The sequence below is a fragment of the Arthrobacter sp. D3-16 genome (assembly GCF_054408515.1).
In genome coordinates, this window is the sequence record NZ_CP096437.1 from 1494183 (window position 1) to 1513409 (window position 19227).

Genomic DNA, 19227 nt, shown 5'->3' on the forward strand with positions numbered 1-19227 from the left:
CAGCTTATCGGCCCTTGCCCTGACAACGATCGTGTCGGCGTTGCGGGTTCCCGGCCGCCCGCCTGTTGCCCATTCGGACGGGCAGGGACGGCGTTTAGACTCTTGGGGATGACGGCCGCGGGGGCCGGGCAGGGAATGTAGTGGGGTTCGCATGGAAAAGCCGACGACGGCGGGCCGGGCCCGCAGGGTTCGTGCGGGAAGAGTGCCGCTGGCCGCTGCCGCGCTGAGTGCCGTGTTTACCGGGGGCTGCAGTGTTGGCGTACCTGACCCTGCGGCGCCGGAACGCGTGGAAAGCGCCCCGATGGTTGCCACGCCCACCATCACTCCGGGCCATGACGCCGAGGCAGTGGCGGCGCAGGACCTGCCCTTCTCTGCCGGTGGCATCCTGGCCCATGGAGTACCGGTGGGCATCTCGGACGGCCTGAAGGATGCGCCCGGCTGGACGATGGTGAAGGACGATGTTGCCGGCGAAAGCCAATATCTTAAGGCAGATGGCTGCCTGGTGGCCGCAAAGGTCCGGACCAACCAGTCCGTGCTGGCCCGGGGCGGGGACCACGAGTCCACTGTGGCTCTGTTCCAGTACCTGGATCCCACGATCCTGCCGGACTACCTCAAAGCCGCGACGCTGCGGTGGGGAGGGGATGATTCCTCCCCGGGCCGCACGGTTGAAGTGCTGGTTCTGGAACAGGCTGCCGCGGCAGGAGGCAGGGCTACAGCGGTGCTGGCCAGGCTTTTTGCCACTGCGGAATCATCGGTCTACGTTTCCGTGTCATGCCCGGACCCGGCATCCCTGGCCGCGGCACGGGACGACGTGGCCAGGTTCCTGCCGGTGCTGCCGCCTTCGGCCTAGCTGCGGGAGGGCTTGCCGGTCCGCCGGGACAGCCGGTTGAGGGCCAGGGCGCCAACGAGCAGCCCGAAGTCACGAAGTGCCACGTCGAAGAAGGCTCCGAGCAGCAGCAGGTTGAGGATGATTCCGCCCAGCCAGGCGGCCACGAGGAGCGACCCGAACTGCGGACGGACGGCTACGGCAATGCCGGCAACAATTTCCACCACCCCGACGACGTACATCAGGGTTTGGGCGGGCAATGGCACCAGTGCTGTGGCCTGCGGCGCGAGGTAGATGGTCCAGTCCGCGAGGATATTCGTGAACTTGTCCAGTCCGAAGGCGATGGGTGCGACGGTAAAAACTGTCCGCAGCAACAGGAAGGCCTGCCTTGCTGGGTCCCTGGTCGCGGTGGTGCTGGCGTTGGTGCGCAGTGCTGATGTGGTTTTCACAGCTGACTCCTTCTAAAAGTAGGTAAGGCTATTTTAGAATCCGGAAGGGTCTATAATCAATACATCTTGACTTTGGATTGGTGGGCGATGAACAGACTTTCCTGGGCGGGCCGGATGGCCGCACTCGCCTCCCTTGGTGATGAAAAGCGCCGCCAGCTCTTTGAGCTTGTTGCGGCTTCCCCAAGGGCCGTAGGCCGGGACGAGGTGGCCGGTGCCACCGGAATTCCCCGCAGCACAGTCTCCTTTCACTTGGACCGGCTGGTGCAGGACGGCCTGCTGGCGGTTGAGTTCCACAAGCCGCCGGGGAAGTCGGGACCGGGCTCGGGCCGCCCGGCCAAGATGTACCGGCCTGTGGCAGGTGAAATCGGAGCGTCAGTGCCGGACCGGAACTACGACCTCGCCGGCGAGCTGATGGCAGCAGCGATCGAGCGGTCCACCAGCGGAGGTGAGCCAGTCGGCGATTCCCTGCCCGCCGAGTCGTTTCAGAAGGGCTGCGCCCTGGCTGAAACGGCGGAGACACTGGAGGACTTCCTCGTGCAGTCCGGCTACCGCCCCGAGCCGGATGGCGACGGCGGCTTCCTCCTGCCGAACTGCCCTTTCCGCCGCCTTTCCGACGGGCATCCGGGGGTCGTGTGCACCATGAATGGTGCTTTCCTGAGGGGCGCCGCAAGCCGTTTCGACGACTCCCCGGACCGTGTGGCACCTGCAGACCTGCCCGGCCACTGCTGTGCAAGGATTCTGCCGCCGGCCTGAACGCTGCGCCACCGACCTATGGGGGCGGGACGGCTAGAATTACAGGGTGCCCGTTTACCTCGACCATGCAGCCACCACCCCTCTTTCTCCCGAGGCATTGGCTGCCCTGACGCGTGAACTTGCCCGCACCGGAAATCCGTCCTCCCTTCACGGCTCCGGCCGCAGGGCACGCCGCACCGTGGAAGATGCACGCGAAGCCCTTGCCGCGGCGGCAGGCGCCCATCCCTCCGAGGTGATTTTCACGTCCGGCGGCACCGAATCTGACAACCTTGCCGTCAAGGGCCTGTACTGGTCCCGCGTGGGCGAAAACCCCGCGCGTCGACGCATCCTGTGTTCCGCCGTCGAGCACCATGCAGTGATGGACACGGTGGAGTGGCTGGAGCGGCACGAGGGCGCCGAGGTCACCTGGCTTCCGGTGGACGGCGACGGGTTGGTGGACCTGGCGTTCCTGGAGACTGAGCTTTCCCGTGACCCGGACACCATCGCCCTGGTGACCGTGATGTGGGCGAACAATGAGGTGGGAACCATCCAGCCCGTCGAGCGCGTGGTGGAACTGGCGCATGCGGTGGGTGTTCCTGTCCACTCCGATGCGGTCCAGGCGTTTGGATCGCTGCAGGTTGACTTTAAGGCATCAGGCCTGGATGCCATGTCCGTCTCCGGGCACAAGATTGGTGGACCCGTAGGGGTGGGCGCCCTGCTGCTCGGAAGGTCGGTGAAACTCACCCCGGTCCAGCATGGCGGAGGCCAGGAGCGGGACGTCCGCTCAGGCACCCTGGACACCGCCTCGATCGCAGCCTTCGCTGCGGCGGCCGAAACCGCCGTCGCGAACCTCGGCACTGAAACGGATCGCATCTCCGCACTCCGCGACCGCCTGATCGACGGCGTCCGCGGGCAGGTACCGGAAGCAGTCCTGCGCGGTGCACCCGCCGCCGGCAGGCTCCCCGGCAACGCCCACTTCACCTTCCCCGGCTGCGAAGGGGACTCCCTGCTGTTCCTCCTGGACCTGGCCGGTGTGGAATCGTCCACCGGGTCAGCCTGCACCGCGGGGGTGCCGCGGCCCTCGCACGTACTGCTCGCGATGGGACTGGACGAGGAAACAGCCCGCGGCGCCCAGCGCTTCACCTTGGGGCACTCCTCGAAGGCAGAGGACGTCGATGCGCTGCTGGCCGCCCTTCCCAATGCCTACGCGCGGGCGCGGCAGGCTGGAATGGCCGGCCACGAGTCCTCCATCCAGACGGCCGGTACCGTTGCCCGGCAGGGTTTGGGCGCCCGCTGACCGTGCATTTGCCAGAGGCCGTAGAATAGATAGGCCAAGATCGTTTCCCGGGAGCCTGCCTGCGTTTTCGGCAGCAGGTCCAGCCAGCACCGTCCGGCACCACGCGGCCAAGAGCCGGAAACACCCCCAAACAGAGAGCCAGTATGCGAGTCCTAGCAGCCATGAGCGGCGGAGTTGATTCCGCCGTCGCCGCCGCCCGCGCCGTCGAGGCGGGGCACGACGTCGTCGGGGTCCACCTGGCCCTCTCCCGCATGCCCGGCACACTGCGGACCGGAAGCCGCGGCTGCTGCACCATCGAGGACTCCCGGGACGCCTGGCGCGCCTGCGACGTCCTGGGCATTCCCTACTACGTGTGGGACTTCTCCGAACGCTTCAAGGAGGACGTTGTCCAGGACTTTATCGACGAATACGCGGCCGGCCGCACCCCCAACCCGTGCATGCGCTGCAATGAGCGGATCAAGTTCGCGGCGCTGCTGGAAAAGGCGATCGCCCTGGGCTTCGATGCCGTCTGCACCGGACACTATGCCAAGGTTATCGAGGACGCCGACGGCAACCGCGAACTGCACCGCGCCGCTGACTGGGCCAAGGACCAGAGCTACGTCCTGGGCGTCCTGACGCACGAGCAGCTCAAGCACTCCATGTTCCCGCTGGCCGACACGCCCTCCAAGGCTGAAGTGCGTGCGGAAGCTGAACGCCGCGGCCTCTCCGTGGCCAACAAGCCCGACAGCCACGACATCTGCTTCATCCCCGACGGCGACACCGCCGGCTGGCTCGCCGAAAAGATCGACATGACCACCGGCGACATCGTGGATGAAACCGGCACCAAGGTGGGGGAGCACCCGGGTGCCAACGCCTTCACAGTGGGCCAGCGCCGCGGCCTGAAACTGGGCACCCCCGCCGCTGACGGCAAGCCGCGGTTTGTCCTTGAGATCCGGCCCAAGGAAAACAAGGTGGTGGTGGGTCCCGAAGCCCTGCTGGCCATTGACGAAATCAGGGGCATCAAGGTGTCCTGGGCCGGCCTGCCCATTGTGGAAGTGGAAACGGGCGAGGACTTCGACTGCTACGCCCAGGTCCGCGCGCACGGCGACCCCGTCCCCGCGACGGCCCGCATGGAAGCTCAGGAAGAAGGTGCCGGCGCTGAACTGGTGGTTCGGCTGACCACGCCGCTGCGCGGCGTCGCCCCCGGGCAGACCGTGGTCCTTTACCAGGGCAGCCGGGTACTGGGCCAGGCCACCATCGACGCCGCACGCTCGCTCCAGCGCGCCGCGCTCTAGAACCCTTCATTCCACATACCGCCGCGGTTTCGCCGGGGCGGTGTTCTTCGTTGCGCCGCCGGCAAATGAGAGCACCGCATCATTCAGGTAAATTTTGTGTCTCAACTCACAAAATGGCCCGTGTTGGGGATTGACTCTCTGATTGAATCTAGGCATCAGCACAGCGAGCTCCCGCCCAGGCAAAGACATCCTGCAGTGGCGGCAGGGCGCGTACTCATCGAACAGAAAGTTCACAGATGACGAAGAGCAACAAGGCACTGCACGGCGCGATCGCGCTGGCAGGCATTTCCGCGCTTGCACTGACGGCCTGCACGGGCCCCTCAGGCGGCGGCGGAACCACTACCGGCGATGCCGGCGGCGGGGCCATCACCTACGGAACCACTGACAAAGTTGTCACGCTGGATCCCGCCGGCTCCTACGATGGCGGCTCCTTTATGGTGATGAACCAGATATACCCCTTCCTGCTCAACTACAAGCCCGGCACCGCCGATGCCACCCCGGACATCGCTGAGTCGGCTTCCTTTACCAGCCCCACCGAGTTCACCGTGAAGCTAAAGCCGGACCTGAAGTTCGCCAACGGCCACACCCTTGACTCCTCCGACGTCGTTTTCTCGTTCAACCGCGTCAAGGCCATTGACGATCCCAACGGTCCCGCTTCGCTCCTGGCCAATATGGAGAAAATCGAAGCGACGGACCCCAACACGGTGGTGTTCACCCTCGCTGCTGGAAACGACCAGGTGTTCCCGGGCGTCCTCGCCTCGAACCCGGGACCCATTGTGGACGAGGAAGTCTTCCCCGCGGACAAGATCATGGACGATGACGCCATCATTGCCGCGAAGCCTTTTGCCGGCCAGTACACGATTGAAAGCTACAAGAAGAACGAACTGGTCAGTTTCAAGCCCAACCCGGACTACCAGGGAATGCTGGGCGCAGCCGCCAATGACGGCGCGACGCTCAAGCACTACGCGGACCCGAACAACCTGAAACTCGATGTCCAGCAGGGCAACATCGATGTGGCGGGCCGTATCCTCACGGCCACCGACGTGGCCGACCTGGAACAGGACTCCAAGGTCAAGGTCCACAAGGGGCCCGGCGGGGAACTGCGCTACATGGTCTTCAACTTCGATACCATGCCGTTCGGTGCCAAGACGCCCGAGGCCGATCCCGCGAAGTCGCTGGCAGTGCGGCAGGCCATTGCGCACCTCGTTGACCGCGATGTTATTGCCTCCCAGGTGTTCAAGAACACCTACACGCCCGTCTACTCCTACGTCCCCAAGGAATTCGAGGGAGCTACGGAGCCACTGAAGAGCCTCTATGGTGACGGCAGCGGCAAGCCCAGCCTGGACAAGGCTAAGAAGGTCCTGGCCGACGCCGGCATCACCTCCCCGGTCGACCTTAAGCTGCAGTACACGGACCGGTACGGCACGTCGGCTGCAGATGAGTATGCCCTCGTGAAGGAACAGCTTGAGAAGTCAGGCCTCTTTACCGTGGACCTCAAGTCCACGGAATGGACCACCTACACCAAGGAACGCCGGGCGGATGCTTACCCGGTTTACCAGCTCGGCTGGTTCCCGGACTACTCGGACGCCGACAACTACCTGACGCCGTTCTTCATCCCGGGCAACTTCCTCGGCAACCACTACGAGAATCCCGCCGTGACGGAGATCGTCAAGAACCAGCTCGTCACCACGGACAAGGCCGAGCGGAGCGAACTGCTCGGCCAGGCCCAAGAAGCAATCGCCAAGGATCTCTCCACGCTGCCGCTCCTGCAGGGCGCCCAGGTGATGGTGGCCGGAACGGATGTCCAGGGAGTCGAAAAGACCCTGGACGCGTCGTTCAAGACCCGTCTTGGCGTGATGTCCAAGTAGGTACAGCGACCATCCGGCTCTGACCGCACACGGGGCGGGACGTGATGCGCCTGCAGCCAGGTGCACGCGTCCCGCCCCGTCTGCTGGCCACGGTGCTGCCCACCTGCTTGGAGCCGCAGCGCCGGCAACGACAACTTTAGGTACCCATGACAACACTCATTGACGCGCCACCAAGCGAGGCGGACGGCCTCCTCCCGGCCACCAAAAAATCTTCCGGCGGTGGACTGGGCCAGTACATCCTGATCCGTTTCCTGCTGATCTTCCCCACAATCTTCATCCTGGTGACCATGGTCTTCTTCCTGATGAGGATCACCGGTGACCCCATTACTGCAGCCATGGGCGGCCGGCTGCCTGCCGACCAGCTTCAGGAGCGCATCCAGGCGGCCGGCTACGACCGGCCCCTCCTGGTCCAGTACTTCGAATACCTCGGCCAGTTGGCCACGGGCAACTTCGGCCGCACCCTCACGGACAACCGGGCCGTCGTCGAAATGCTCTCAACCTATGGCTCAGCAACACTGGAGCTGACCATCAACGCTTTGCTCGTCGCCCTCCTGGTAGGCATCCCGCTCGGCATGGTCGCGGCGCACCGCCGGGACAAAGCGCCCGACGCCGTCCTGCGGGTCTTCGCCATTCTTTGCTACGCCACCCCCGTGTTCTTCGCGGGCATGCTGCTGAAGCTTACGTTTTCAGTCTGGCTGGGGTGGCTGCCAGTAGCAGGCAGGGCCAAAACATCCAGCGAACTCGCCCTGACATCCCTGGAGGCCCCCACCGGGATCTACTGGCTGGACGCGCTCCGAAGCGGAAACATGGCAGCGCTCAGCGACGTCATGGCCCATGCTGTCCTGCCTGCGGTGGCGCTGGGGCTCCTGACGGCCGGGATCTTCCTGCGCCTTGTCCGGACCAACGTCATCGGCACCTTGGGCAGGGATTACGTGGAGGCCGGCCGGTCCAGGGGAGTGAGCGAATACCGCCTGGTCACCAAGCATGCCTACAAGCCCGCCCTGATCCCGATCATCACCGTGATGGGGCTGCAGATCGCCGTGATGCTCGGCGGGGCGGTGCTGACCGAAAAGACGTTTGAGTGGAAGGGCCTGGGATTCCAGCTGGCCAACTACCTCACAGCACGCGACTTCGTGGCGGTCCAGGGCATCGTGGTGCTGCTCGCCATCATCGTCGCCATGACCAACTTCATCGTGGACATCATCGCCGCGCTGATCGATCCCCGCGTGAGGTACTGACATGAGCATTCCAGCCGTTCCCGTCCCCATGGAAAGTCCCCGCGCGCCCTGGTACCGGCGCCTGCCGGTCGTCTCGCATTTCAACAAAAGCGTTGGCCTCCAGCGCGGCATGCTGGTGGCAGGCCTGATCCTGACCGGCGCTTTCGTCCTGACGGCGCTCTTCGCCCCGCTGCTGGCGCCCTACGGCTTCTCCCAGCTCTCCGACGCCGACGGCAACTTCCCCACCCAGCAGGCCCCGGGCGGCAAGCACCTCCTGGGTACAACGGTAGGGGGCTACGACGTCCTGTCGCGGGTGATCTGGGGTGCACAGACCGCAATCCTGGTGATCGTCGTTGCCGTGGCCATGTCCATCGTCGTCGGCGTCGTCCTTGGCTTGGTCAGCGGCTACCTGGGCGGGTGGCTCGACCGGATCCTGGTGGTCATCGCCGACGCTGTCTACGCCTTTCCGTCGCTGCTGGTGGCCATCGTCATGGCCATTGTCATCAGCGGGGGGCAGTCCAGCCTCATCGGCGGCATCTTTGCCGCCGGCACGGCCATCACGCTGGTATTCATTCCGCAGTATTTCCGGGTTATCCGCGCCGAGACTGTCAGGCTTAAGGCCGAGCCGTTCGTAGAGTCAGCAAAAGTGGTGGGCGCCTCCAACGTCCGCATCATGAGCCGCCACATCTACCGCAACGCCACGCGCACCCTGCCGCTGATCTTCACGCTGAATGCTTCCGAAGCCATCCTCACCCTGGCCGGTCTGGGCTTCCTGGGTTTCGGCATCGAACCCAGCTCGGCCGCGGAATGGGGCTTCGACCTCAACAAGGCGCTCGCCGACACCACCTCCGGAATCTGGTGGACCGGAATGTTCCCGGGCCTGGCCATCGTGCTGACCGTGGTGGGCCTGACCCTGGTGGGCGAGAGCATCAACGACCTGAATGATCCGCGCCTGCGCGGCCGCAAGAGCACGCGGGGCAACTCGCCGGCGCCGGCGGATACCGGCGCCATCGCAACAGAAGTGAGGGCATCATGACCGTCAACATCGACCCGTTGTCCGGCCGGCATTCCGGGGGGCAGTCCGACGGCGGCCGCCCGGTTCTCGACATCGACCACCTTCAGGTCACGTTTGCCACCGACGGCGGGCCTGTCCATGCCGTCAAGGATGTCAGCCTGGAAGTCGGGAAGGGCGAAGTACTCGCCATCGTGGGGGAGTCCGGGTCCGGCAAGACGGTCACCGCCAAAACCATTCTGGGCCTGCTTCCGGAAACGGCCAGCAGTACAGGTGCAGTGGTGATCAACGGGGCTGACGTCATCAGTGTCAGCGCCGCCCGCCTGCGCCAGATCCGTGGCCGTGACGTGGCCATGGTTTTCCAGGAACCCTCCACGGCGCTGAATCCGGTGTTCACCGTCGGCTGGCAGATCGCCGAAGGCATCCGGGCGCATTCAGGCAGTGGCGGAAAACGGGTTTCGGCCAGGGAAGCCAAGTCCCGGGCCGTTGAAGCGCTGCGCAAGGTCGGCATCCCCGATCCGGAACACCGCGTCAACTACTACCCGCACCAGTTCTCCGGAGGACAGAAGCAGCGGGTGGTGATCGCCGCGGCCCTGGCACTGAACCCCGGCCTCATCGTTGCCGACGAACCCACCACCGCGCTGGACGTCACGGTCCAGGCAGAGATCCTGGAACTGCTCCGGGACCTGCGGGACAAGTACGGCACGTCCATTGTGCTCATCACGCACAACATGGGGGTGGTGGCCGACCTCGCCGACCGCGTGGTGGTGATGTACCAGGGGGACGTTGTCGAGGAAGCGCCCGCCCGAACCCTGTTTGCGGAACCACGGCAGGACTACACCCGAAGGCTGCTCGCCGCGGTACCGCACCTCGGGCACAACTCCGCCTCGCAAGGACTTACCCGCCGGGCGCACCAGGATGAGGAAGTCCTGGTGGAAGCGGACAACTTGACCATCGAGTACCCGGGCAGGCTCGGAACACCGGCATTCAAAGCCGTGGACCGGGTCAGCTTCACCGTTTCCCGGGGCGAAGTGTTCGGGCTGGTAGGGGAGTCCGGTTCCGGGAAGACCACCATCGGGCGGGCCATCGCGGGCCTCAACAGGACCACTGGCGGCAGCCTCCGGGTGCTGGGATACGAAATGCTGAACCTCCGGGAGCGGACCTTCAAACCGCTCCGGAAGGACATCGGCTTTGTGTTCCAGGACCCTGCTGCCTCGTTCAACCCGCAACTGACCATCGGGGACTGCATCGCCGAACCCATGGTCATCCACACCAAGCCAAGCCCGGCGCAGGCGCGCAAACGCGTAGGCGAGCTGCTCGAATCAGTCCAGCTGCCGGCGTCGTACGCGGGACGGTACCCGCATGAGCTGTCCGGAGGGCAGCGCCAGCGCGCATCGCTGGCGCGGGCCCTCAGCCTTAACCCTCGGCTGCTGATAGCTGATGAACCGACGTCGGCCCTGGACGTTTCAGTGCAGGCCAAGGTCCTGGAGCTGTTTAAGGACATCCAGCAGGAGTTTGGCTTCGCCTGCCTCTTCATCAGCCACGACCTCGCTGTGGTGGACATCCTGTCCTCCTGGGTGGGCGTCCTGTACAAGGGCAGGCTGGTGGAGCAGGGGATTGGGAGCCAGGTGATGGGAAACCCGCAGCATGACTACACGCGGCGGCTCATCGCGTCCCTTCCCGTACCGGATCCGCAGGAACAGGCGAAGCGGCGGGAAGAACACCGGGCACTGCTCGGCATTTGATGCACTGACCCGGGCCTGCACTAAGCGCCGGTGCCGGATAGCGGCACCGGCGCTTAACACCCCGCTCGAAACGGGAGCCCTCCCATAGACTTGAACCATGACGCAGCACAACCTCCACGCTCCTGGCTCCGATGACTACGATCCCTCCGCCAGTTCGCTGGCCGGCCAGGTGGACAACTCGGTGATGGCTGAGCTGCTCTCCATCCGCTCCAGCATCGACAACATCGACGCCACGCTGGTCTACCTCCTGGCTGAGCGATTCAAGGCAACCCAGAAAGTCGGGTTCCTCAAAGCCACGCATCGGCTGCCAGCAGGCGACCCGGGGCGCGAGGCAGCCCAAATTGCACGGCTGCGCAGGCTGGCCGAAGACGCCCACCTGGATCCTGCCTTTGCTGAGAAGTTCCTCAATTTCATCATCGGTGAAGTCATCCGGCATCACGAGGCGATCGCCGAAGACCATGAGGCTTCCTCGGGGCAGCACCCGCAGGCATCAGCGCTCGCGTGAGGACGGGAGAGCGGCACGAAGCCGGTTCCGGGGCAGCCCGCGGCAACGAGGCGCCGCCGAGGGAAGTAACCGCCACCGGACTGGGGCCCTGGCCCGGCGAGGACCCGGTGGAGGCGGCAAAGATCATCCGGGGCGAGCTGGGCAGCCCCCATCTGCCCTTCCTCGCCGAACTGCCAGACCGGGGCGTGGGGTCAGATGCCCTGGGCCGCACGGCTTGCCTCCTCGAGGAGCTGGCCGTGGACGTCCAACCCTATGGCTGGCGGCTGGTGGACCGTCCCGGCAAGGACTTCCGCCGCGCTGCCTCCGCCCTTGCCACTGACATCAATGTCCTGGCCGATGTGGCCGGTGCAGAGGAGAAACCGGCTGCCGAGGTGAAGGTCCAGTTGGTGGGCCCGCTGAGCCTTGCCGCCGGCCTCCACCTGCATAACGGCGAGCGCGCCCTCATCGACTACGGAGCCCGGCGGGATCTCGCAGCTTCCCTTGCTGCCGGCGTCGGCACGTATCTTTCCCGGGTCTCGGCGGCGGTTCCCGGTGCCCGGTTGGTCGTCCAGATGGATGAGCCTGACATCGCAGCCGTCCTGGCCGGCACCATTCCCACCTCCAGCGGTTACCGCACGCTGCGTGCAGTTGCGGCGTCGGAGGCGCGGGAGTCCTGGCGCGTTGTCCTGGATGCTTTGCGGGCCGCCGGCGCCGCCGAGATCGTTATTGCTGTTCCCGAGATTGAGGCGCCGTTCGAGCAGATCCTTGCCGCCGGAGCGGACGGCATTGCTGTTCCGCTGAAGGCGCTGACCGCCCGGCAATGGGAGCAACTGGCGGGAGCCGTGGAATCAGACAAACGTCTGTGGATCGGGGCCATGGACGTCGCGGGGAACTCCCTGGCGAAGGTGTCTGACTGCGTCGAGGCGGTCTGGCGTCCCTGGCACCAGCTGGGCCTGCCGGCGACGGCCCTCAGCACTGTCCGCGTTACGCCCTCTGCCGGGCTTGCCGGCCGCAGCCCGGCTGACGCTACGGCAGTCCTGGGCCGGATCACTCAGCTCGCCGATGGGCTGAACCAGCTGGCGCAGGGCTAGGGCGTCAAAGGCGGTTTTCCCAGCGGTCCGGCTGCGCGTACCGCGGCAGGAAGCTCCGTGCCGCGCTCCCGCCGGTGTATGCCCGCAGCCTGTAGTCGAAGCTGCCGGCGTAGACCAGCACCAGTCCGATCTGGGGCTGGATCACCTTGACCTGGATGTGGTGTTTCCCATTGCTGCCCTCGGTTGGATCCCACCATTGTTCCGCGTAGGCTTTGGCGTCCAGGGCCGCGGGAAGGGGGATCCGGAGGGGCCCAAGGAAAAGCCTTGACGCTTCGGAAACGCCGCGGAGCCGTCCCTCCGCTGTCACGCTCAGGTTCAGGTCGGTCACCAGCCGCCGGTACCTCCCCACGTAGTCAACCAGCCGGGCTCCCCCTTTGCGGCGGACAACGCTGGTGGTGTCCTGGAAGATCCGGGTACGCCCCGGGAAGCGGATTTCCCGCCGCGCCGTGAGGCTTGAGCGGCCAAAGGGATCCTGGTGGGCGTGGTTTTCGATCCGGAACGGAATGTTCTCCCCATACTCGGGGAAAAATGCTTCCTCCCCGCCGGTCAGCCGCAGCAGCGGACGCAGCCAGTCCTGGCGGCAGCCCACGACGTCGAACGTGCCCTCGCCTACGCCGTACCGGCCGCTGCCCGGTACCAGGGCAAAGTACTCCTGCAGTTCGGGCTGCAGCCGGCCGAAGTCCGGCCCCAGGGCCTGCTGGTAGATCGGTAAGTTCATGGGGACCTCCTCGTGAGGGGCACGGACAGCGATGGGGACTTCACAATCTACCTGCAGCCTTGAGCCTGATGTACATATCCGCCAGCTGTGGCGGGAGCTCCTGCGGCTCAGCGTCAACCACTTCCACGCCATGATGCCGGAGTTCAGCGGTGACTGCTGCCCGCTGCAGAAGCGCGCGTTCGGCGGCGGCGGCACGGAAGACACCGGCGGCGCTGTCACGTTCCCGCAGCATCGTTCCGAGTTCGGGGTCCCGGACAGCCGCCACTACCACCACGTGCTGGCGGGCCAGTTGGATGGCAGTGGGAATGAGGCCCTCCTCAGGTGCGCCGCCCTCCAAAGAGGTCAACAGCACCACCAGGGACCGGTGGGCTGACACGGCGCGGACCTGCCCCGGGATCGCCGACCAGTCCAGTTCGATGAGTTCGGCTTCCAGCGGGGCCATCGCCTGGACCAACTGGCCCAGGAGATTACCCTGCCCGGCAGATCCCGCCCTGGCCCGCGTTCGCCGGTCAAAGGCCAGGAAGTCCACCCGGTCGCCGCCCCTTTCCGCAAGGACTCCCAGCAGGAGGGCCGCTTCCATTCCGGTATCCAGGCGGGGCTCGTCGTCGATCCTTGCTGCCGAGGTCCTGGACGTGTCCAGAACCATCACGACGCGCCGGTCGCGTTCCGGCCGCCAGGTGCGCACCACGACGGCAGACCTGCGGGCGGTTGCGCGCCAGTCAATGGAGCGGACGTCGTCGCCCCGGACGTAGTCACGCAGGGAATCAAACTCGGTGCCGGCTCCCCTGATTTGGACCGCAGCCTTGCCGTCGAGCTCGCGGAGCTTGCGCAGTTTGGACGGCAGGTGCCGCCGGGAATTAAAAGGAGGCAGGACCCGCAGTAAGCCGGGGCAGTCGATGGTCCGCTGGCGGGCTGCCAGCAGCATGGGTCCGTAGGAGCGGATGGTGACGTGGGGGGCCTTGAGGTCTCCGCGCCTGGCAGGCCGCAGCCGCACACTGGTCCGGCGGCTTTCGCCAGCCGGAACGCTAATGTCCTGGACAGGATTTTGGGCGCCGGCGGAGGGCTGCCAGGCATCGCGTACGGTCCCGCGCAACCGGCGCCGTCCATCGTTCCGGACGGTCAGCACAGAGTTCGCGGTGCCGTGCAGCGTCACGGTGCCGGGCTCCCGGCGCGCAGCCCGGACGTTGCGGAGCGAGCCGGCCAGGAGAAGGTCCACGGCTGCCAGAACCAGCAGGCAGCCGGCCACAAGGAAGAACGTTCCCCAGCCGGGCACCAGCAGGACCGGCACCAGGCCCAGCAGCACCAGCACCACAAAACGCCCGGAAATGGCCATCAGCGCGGCACGGGCACGGAAGCGAGGATGCTGGCCAGAACGTCGTCCACCCGCACCCCGTCCATCTGCGCTTCAGGCTGCAGCGTCACCCGGTGCCGCAGGCAGGGCAGGGCCAGCGCCTTGACGTCATCCGGTGTGACGAAACCCCGGCCCGACAGCCAGGCCCAGGACCGCGATGTGTTCAGCAATGCCGTGGCACCGCGGGGTGAGACGCCCAACTGGAAGGATGGTGCCGACCGCGTGGCCCGGGCAAGATCCACGATGTAGCCAATGATTTCAGGCTCGACCGCAACGGTGGCCACCGCCTGCCGGGCCCGCTCAAGGTCCGCCGCGCCTGCCACCGGCCGGACACCGGCGGCTGCAAGGCCACGCGGGTCGAAGCCGGCGGCGTGGCGGCGGATCACTTCCATCTCGTCCCGGCGCTCCGGCAAGGGCATGGTGAGCTTCAGCAGGAAACGGTCCAGCTGTGCCTCGGGGAGTGGATAGGTGCCCTCGTACTCCACCGGGTTTTGGGTGGCGGCAACAAGGAATGGGGAGGGCAGCGGCCGCGAGACGCCGTCCACCGAGACCTGCCGCTCCTCCATGGCCTCAAGCAGCGATGCCTGGGTCTTGGGCGGGGTCCGGTTGATTTCGTCGGCGAGCAGGAGGTTTGTGAACACCGGCCCCTCCCGGAACGAGAACTCGGAACTGTGGGAGTCGTACACCAGGGAACCGGTGACGTCGCCAGGCATCAGGTCCGGGGTGAACTGCACCCGTTTGGTGTCAAGGCTCAGGGCTGCGGACAACGCCCGCACCAGCAGGGTCTTGGCTACACCCGGCACACCTTCCAGCAGCACATGCCCCTGCGACAGCAGGGCAATCAGCAGGCCGGTGACGGTGGCATCCTGCCCCACCACTGCCTTTGCCACCTCATGGCGCACGCTCAGCAGCGCCTGCCGGGCCGAATCATGGGTATCGTCAAGGACCCGGGGGCCGCTGCCTTGTTCGCTCATCGGCTACTGACCTCTTTCTCTAGGGTGTCCAGCTCCTGCGACCAGGCCACAAGCCGTGCCTCGCTGCGGGGATGTTCGTTGAGGAGTTGTTTGATGTCCTGGGAGGGCCGGTCCAGGAACCGTGCCGCCGCTTCAGCAGTGTCGTCCGCGGTGGCACCTGGCCCCAGCCGCAGCTTCCGGCCCAGCCGAACCAGCGTGCCGGCCCGAAGGTTGTCCCGGGCTTGTTCGATTGCATGCGAGTCGTGGTAGAGCCGGGCCCTTCCCTCTGCAGTCTCCACAGCCTTGACCACCACGGGCAGCGGCTCGAAGACCAGCGGTCCGTGCCGCCGGCCCCGCCAAAGGATTGCCGCCAGTGCCACCAGGGCGAGCCAGAGGCCAAGGAAACGGGCCCAGGGCGGCGCAAGCTCATCCAGCGTCTGCGGGGAACCGGACGTCTCCAGGTCGGCCACGGACGGCAGGTACCAGACCAGGTCCGGTGAACTGCCCAGGGTCCGGATCGCGAGGGCGGCGTTGCCCAGTTCGTCGAGCCGTTCATTGCTGAGGATGGCCGTGCTGCCCAGGACCGAGAGGTGCCCGTCGGCACTTACGGTCAGCAGCCCGGCGGCGGAGTCTGTGGGCCGGTAGCAGGACGTCCCGCCGTCGTACACGAAGCCGGACTGGCCGGAAACGGCGCCGGCAGCCTCCGCATCCGGGAGCGCGCAACCGGGCTCGAGGACTGTTGCTGCCTCGGGCACCACGCCGGCCTGGCTGATCCCGCTGTCCAGCGCGGCAAGCGTCTGCAGGCGGGGCGATACAACCACCAAGCGCTTCGCGGCGCCGGAGAGTTCGCGCAGCCGGGAGTCGTCCAGGAACGCGCTCCGGTCGTACAGCAGGAGCGTGGGGGAGTCACCGTCGGCAAGGGCGGCCATCGCGTCGTCGAACGTGTTGGCGTCCTGGACGTCAACCCCGTGACGGCCCAAAATTTGGGTGACAGCCCGTGCCCCCTCTGGTCCGGGATTATGGACAGACAAGGAAACGCCGTCGCCCCTGGGGGCGAGCTGGCCCCAGATAACCAGCCCCAAGGCCACCGCCACGACTGCTGCCACGGCGGCCAGGGCGCGGTGGCGGCGAAGCCACCGAAGCGGATTCCTGCCGGCAACCCCGGTTTCGGCGCTGTGGCTCTCCGTGTTCGCAGCTTCGGAAACCATCCCGGTCATGGCAGCGCCGCCGGGTCCTGCTGCAGGGCGCCATTTTGCTGGTCTAGGTTCCTGACAGGCTTGGTTGCCTCGAGATGTTGGTCGAGGACGGTTATCGACTGGTAGTCAGAACTGCCCGCCGTCCAGTTTCCGTAGCGTACTGCGTCGAAGGTCCTGGCGGCCTGCTCGAGGCGTGCCGCCTCAGCCGGGAACGGGACGGACAGGGCGAGGACCACTTCATCAGCGGTCCGGCCCGGCTGCGGATCAAAGACCGTACGGTCTTCCGCGGAACGGACCAGCGCACGGAACCGGTCGACGACGGCGTCCCCCCATTTGCCTGCTGCGGCCGAGGCTTCCGCGCGTATCCGGTAGTGCGAAGCTTTCAGTTCAGTGTCCGGCTCGAAGACCTGCTTACGCTGCCGGGTCTTCGGGTTCAGGCGGGGCCGGGCCAGGATCACGGCGACGGCGATGACTACCGCGATCACGATTCCGATGGCCGGGCTCGGCACCGGGCCCGCTTCGCCGGCCGGCCCGTCCAGGGACAGCAGCCAGTCCAGGAAACTTCGCCACAACGAGTCCAGCCAACCCGGTTCAGCGTCCCGGTACTCGGATTTAGCAAGTTCCTCAGCTGCCCACCGCCGGGCTTCCTCAGCCCCCGGGAGCACCGGAGGTTCAGCGGACATTCGGCCAGGCTCCGCCGGGGCCCGTCCCGGGACGAGGGCCCGGCCCCGATGCAGTCATCCCGCGGCCGGGGATTCCTTCAGGATCCGCGCCGGTTTCCAGCAGGCGGAGCAGGGCGATGTCCAGCCCGTCCTTCCGCATTCGAAGATCCATGTAGATCAGCGCCATCACCGACGTTTGGAACGCGTAGCCGACTGCGCCGATCAGTGCACCGAGGACGGCAGTGGCCACGCCGACGGCAACGGCGATGGCGACGTCCTGCTCAGTGCCGCCGTGCGGCGAGATAAAACCGCCAAGGAAGGTGGGCACCAGGCTCACCGGAATCATGACCACTTGCCCGATGATGCCCACCATGATGCTCACCACCAGGGTGATGCCGAAGATCCGCCACCAGTTGGCGCGGGTGAGTGCCCAGGAGCGGCGCAAGCTGTCCAGGGCGCCAAGTTCTTCGATGACGACGGCGGCAGGGGCCACCAACAGCTTGATATAGATCCACACGAACACGGCAATAAAAGCAGGCACCAGGGGAATCAGCAGCAGGGCACCTGCGCCTTCCATGCTGGCGACCAGCCCCACGGCGACCGCTGCCATCACCAGAAACCCGAGCAGGCCCGCCACCATCATCAGCGCGGCCAGGCGGACCAGCGCCCAGGCGCGCGAACGTGCCAGGCCCCACATTTGCCTGAACCCGGTGGGGCGGTTGAGGATGGACCGCGCCACGGGCACCACCATGGCGCCTTGGAGCACGGCCGAGATAAAAAGCGTGAGGATCACTACCAGCAGGACGGCAGCCAGAAATCCCAGGCCGAGGGAGGCAAGATCGGCGGGACTGGCGCTTTCCGCCCATGTTTCGAAGGAGACCAGGGAGGTGGCTGTCACGGCCGTGATCACTGCGGCGAGGATGGCTGCGAGCGATTGCGCCAGGACGGCGGCGCCCAGCATGGCCTTCCCGTTGCGCCGAATGGTCTGGAAGGAACCATCCAGGATCTCACCGAACATCAGCGGGCGCAGCGGAACGATGCCGGGTTTGGGCGGGGCTACATAGCGGGGCTGGCCGTAGGGTTGCTGACCGTACGGTTGCTGGCCGTGGTTCGGACCAGGGGTCGGGGACTGCGGTGTGCCCCACTGCTGCTGTCCCGGCCCGGATCCCCAGACGGGCTGGCCACCCCATTCAGGCTGCCTGCCCCACGCAGGCGCTGAACCCCAACCGGCCTGGTAATGAATAGGAGGCGCGGGCTGGACATTAGGGTCGAAGCCAGGTGCGCCGTCGTCGCTGGCGTTGCTGCTGGCGCCCGGGCCGCCGTCAGCGTCGGGACCTTTGCTGACGGGGCCTTCGTTGCCGGGGCCTTCGCTGCCGGCGCCACCGCCTTCACCGGACCGGTCCCAGCCCTGGGGCTGCTGCGCGCCCGGATCCTCTTGTGACACCCGTGTTCCTTCCCCCTGTAGCAGTGCCCCGGCCGCCGGCGCCCGGGCCGCAGCACACGGTGGGCACCGGGAACGTCCGGCTTCGTCCCAGCCTATAGTTCCGCAGGCGGGCCACCTAGCGTTCCGCCATGCCGCAGCGCCCTGAACAGGACAAAGCCTGCCTGATAAGGGAATATATAACTATGAAGGCACGCATTCTGGTGGTAGATGATGACGAAGCGCTGGCCGAAATGATCGGAATTGTTCTTCGCAATGACGGCTTCGAGCCGGTCTTCTGCGCCGACGGCGCCAAGGCGCTTGACGTTTTCCGCTCATCCCGGCCTGACCTTGTCCTGTTGGACCTTATGCTTCCCGGCGTGGACGGCATCGAGGTCTGCCGGCAGATCCGCGCGGAGTCGGACGTGCCCATCGTGATGCTCACCGCCAAGGCAGACACCTCCGACGTCGTCCGCGGCCTCGAATCCGGCGCCGACGACTACGTGCCCAAGCCCTTCAAACCGGCAGAGCTCGTAGCACGCGTCCGCGCGCGGCTTCGGCCCGGCGACCAGAAAGCCCCCGAAACCCTGAAGATCGCGGACATCACCATCGACGTCGCGGGGCACACCGTCAGCAGGGGCAACGAGCGGATCTCCCTCACGCCGCTGGAGTTCGACCTCCTGGTGGCCCTTGCCCGCAAGCCCTGGCAGGTATTCACCCGCGAACTGCTGCTCGAGCAGGTCTGGGGCTACCGCCACGCCGCCGACACGCGGCTGGTCAATGTCCATGTCCAGCGCCTCCGGTCAAAAATCGAGCAGGATCCGGAAGCCCCGGAAGTTGTATTAACGGTGCGTGGTGTCGGCTACAAAGCAGGGGCCTGACCCCGCAGTTCCCAAGGGGGGACCTGCCAACGCGCCCGCCGTGGGAAATTC

The 19227-nt window shown here is 66.2% G+C and carries 18 protein-coding genes; 11 read left to right on the forward strand and 7 right to left on the reverse strand.

All coding sequences use genetic code 11. From position 1 onward, the window contains the following. The first annotated feature begins 151 nt into the window (after nt 1–151). On the forward strand, nt 152–850 hold the full coding sequence (locus tag M1D32_RS07200) for a hypothetical protein (protein ID WP_458781584.1): 699 nt from the start codon (nt 152–154) through the stop codon (nt 848–850). Here M1D32_RS07200 and M1D32_RS07205 read toward each other — a convergent pair. Next, nucleotides 847–1275 (reverse strand): hypothetical protein, encoded by a 429-nt coding sequence (locus tag M1D32_RS07205; protein WP_458781585.1) that lies wholly within the window; start codon nt 1273–1275, stop codon nt 847–849. The genes M1D32_RS07200 and M1D32_RS07205 overlap by 4 nt on opposite strands. Nucleotides 1276–1362: 87 nt before the next feature. Here M1D32_RS07205 and M1D32_RS07210 point away from each other — a divergent pair, with 87 nt between their 5' ends. The 9 genes from M1D32_RS07210 (at nt 1363) to M1D32_RS07250 (ending at nt 11995) form a co-directional block, all read left to right on the forward strand. Further along, nucleotides 1363–2028, forward strand: a complete 666-nt coding sequence (locus M1D32_RS07210; protein WP_458781586.1) for a helix-turn-helix transcriptional regulator — start codon at nt 1363–1365, stop codon at nt 2026–2028. Between the two features lie 46 nt (nt 2029–2074). Continuing rightward, on the forward strand, nt 2075–3304 hold the full coding sequence (locus M1D32_RS07215; RefSeq protein WP_458781587.1) for a cysteine desulfurase family protein: 1230 nt from the start codon (nt 2075–2077) through the stop codon (nt 3302–3304). A gap of 143 nt (nt 3305–3447) precedes the next feature. Further along, nucleotides 3448–4578, forward strand: coding sequence for a tRNA 2-thiouridine(34) synthase MnmA (gene mnmA, locus M1D32_RS07220; protein ID WP_458781588.1), 1131 nt, complete (start codon nt 3448–3450; stop codon nt 4576–4578). 236 nt (nt 4579–4814) lie between these two features. Then, complete coding sequence (locus tag M1D32_RS07225; protein WP_458781589.1) at nt 4815–6446, forward strand: ABC transporter substrate-binding protein; 1632 nt, start codon at nt 4815–4817, stop codon at nt 6444–6446. 146 nt (nt 6447–6592) lie between these two features. Continuing rightward, the gene (locus M1D32_RS07230; protein WP_458781590.1) at nt 6593–7684 is read left to right on the forward strand and encodes an ABC transporter permease; all 1092 of its coding nucleotides are present in this window, start codon (nt 6593–6595) and stop codon (nt 7682–7684) included. A 1-nt stretch (nt 7685) separates the two neighbouring features. Continuing rightward, nucleotides 7686–8699: an ABC transporter permease gene (locus tag M1D32_RS07235; protein ID WP_458781591.1), complete on the forward strand. Its 1014-nt coding sequence runs from the start codon at nt 7686–7688 to the stop codon at nt 8697–8699. Next, the gene (locus tag M1D32_RS07240; protein ID WP_458781592.1) at nt 8696–10420 is read left to right on the forward strand and encodes an ABC transporter ATP-binding protein; all 1725 of its coding nucleotides are present in this window, start codon (nt 8696–8698) and stop codon (nt 10418–10420) included. Before M1D32_RS07235 ends, M1D32_RS07240 begins: the two co-directional genes overlap by 4 nt. Before the next feature lie 97 nt (nt 10421–10517). Then, nucleotides 10518–10925, forward strand: coding sequence for a chorismate mutase (locus M1D32_RS07245; protein WP_458781593.1), 408 nt, complete (start codon nt 10518–10520; stop codon nt 10923–10925). Beyond that, complete coding sequence (locus M1D32_RS07250) at nt 10922–11995, forward strand: uroporphyrinogen decarboxylase/cobalamine-independent methonine synthase family protein (RefSeq protein WP_458781594.1); 1074 nt, start codon at nt 10922–10924, stop codon at nt 11993–11995. Before M1D32_RS07245 ends, M1D32_RS07250 begins: the two co-directional genes overlap by 4 nt. A gap of 4 nt (nt 11996–11999) precedes the next feature. Here M1D32_RS07250 and M1D32_RS07255 read toward each other — a convergent pair whose 3' ends face one another. From M1D32_RS07255 to M1D32_RS07280, 6 genes are read right to left on the reverse strand one after another with little or no spacing between them, the layout of a single operon-like run. After that, nucleotides 12000–12713, reverse strand: a complete 714-nt coding sequence (locus M1D32_RS07255; protein ID WP_458781595.1) for a DUF4166 domain-containing protein — start codon at nt 12711–12713, stop codon at nt 12000–12002. 40 nt (nt 12714–12753) lie between these two features. Then, nucleotides 12754–14046 carry a DUF58 domain-containing protein gene (locus M1D32_RS07260; RefSeq protein ID WP_458781596.1) on the reverse strand — a complete coding sequence of 431 codons (1293 nt, stop codon included), beginning with the start codon at nt 14044–14046 and terminating at the stop codon, nt 12754–12756. Continuing rightward, nucleotides 14046–15038 (reverse strand): AAA family ATPase, encoded by a 993-nt coding sequence (locus M1D32_RS07265; RefSeq protein ID WP_458781597.1) that lies wholly within the window; start codon nt 15036–15038, stop codon nt 14046–14048. Before M1D32_RS07265 ends, M1D32_RS07260 begins: the two co-directional genes overlap by 1 nt. Next, nucleotides 15035–16234, reverse strand: a complete 1200-nt coding sequence (locus M1D32_RS07270) for a DUF4350 domain-containing protein (protein ID WP_458781598.1) — start codon at nt 16232–16234, stop codon at nt 15035–15037. The genes M1D32_RS07265 and M1D32_RS07270 overlap by 4 nt, the downstream gene beginning before the upstream one ends. Next, the gene (locus M1D32_RS07275) at nt 16231–16896 is read right to left on the reverse strand and encodes a DUF4129 domain-containing protein (RefSeq protein WP_458781599.1); all 666 of its coding nucleotides are present in this window, start codon (nt 16894–16896) and stop codon (nt 16231–16233) included. Before M1D32_RS07275 ends, M1D32_RS07270 begins: the two co-directional genes overlap by 4 nt. Beyond that, complete coding sequence (locus M1D32_RS07280; RefSeq protein ID WP_458781600.1) at nt 16886–18319, reverse strand: DUF7847 domain-containing protein; 1434 nt, start codon at nt 18317–18319, stop codon at nt 16886–16888. Before M1D32_RS07280 ends, M1D32_RS07275 begins: the two co-directional genes overlap by 11 nt. A gap of 182 nt (nt 18320–18501) precedes the next feature. Here M1D32_RS07280 and mtrA point away from each other — a divergent pair, with 182 nt between their 5' ends. Next, nucleotides 18502–19176: an MtrAB system response regulator MtrA gene (gene mtrA / locus M1D32_RS07285; RefSeq protein WP_163162297.1), complete on the forward strand. Its 675-nt coding sequence runs from the start codon at nt 18502–18504 to the stop codon at nt 19174–19176. Nucleotides 19177–19227 lie beyond the last annotated feature (51 nt).